Annotated in this window: 1 protein-coding gene; it reads right to left on the reverse strand. The window is 70.0% G+C overall.

Annotated features, from left to right (window positions below; genetic code table 11):
* The coding region (gene pgk, locus C6P64_RS16280; protein WP_245911766.1) for a phosphoglycerate kinase at nt 1-680 on the reverse strand (680 nt) is incomplete at its 3' end.
* Nucleotides 681-683: the final 3 nt, after the last annotated feature.

Genomic DNA, 683 nt, shown 5'->3' on the forward strand with positions numbered 1-683 from the left:
GCCAGCAGGAAGGTGTTGGCGATGCCGCCGCCGACGATCAGCTGGTCGACCTTGGACGCCAGCGTCTTGAGGATGCTCAGCTTGGTCGAGACCTTGGAGCCGCCGACGATCGCCACCAGCGGGCGCTTGGGCTCGAGCAGGGCCTGGGTCAGCGCATCCATCTCGGCCGCCAGCAGCGGGCCGGCGCAGGCCACCGGCGCCGTCTCGGCGATGCCGTAGGTCGTGCCCTCGGCACGGTGCGCGGTGCCGAAGGCGTCGTGCACGAAGATGTCGCACAGCTGGCCGAGCTTGGCCGCCAGTTCCGGCTTGTTCTTCTTCTCGCCGACGTTGAGGCGGCAGTTCTCCAGCAGCACCAACTGGCCCGGCGCGACCTCGAAGCCGCCATCGACCCAGTTGGACACCAGCGGCACCTCGCGGCCGAGCAGCTCGCCCAGGCGCTTGGCGACCGGCGCCAGGCTGTCCTCGGGCTTGAACTCGCCCTCGGTCGGGCGGCCCAGGTGCGAGGTCACCATGACGGCGGCACCGGCGTCGAGCGCCATCTGGATCGCGGGCAGCGAGGCGCGGATGCGGGTGTCCTCGGTGATGTTGCCGTCATCGTCTTGCGGCACGTTGAGGTCGGCGCGGATGAAGACGCGCTTGCCGGCGGCCTGGCCGCTGGCGCAAATGTCGGAGAAACGCAGGAA

Origin of the sequence: Malikia granosa, from assembly GCF_002980595.1 — a bacterium.
Classification (GTDB): Bacteria; Pseudomonadota; Gammaproteobacteria; order Burkholderiales; family Burkholderiaceae_C; genus Malikia; species Malikia granosa.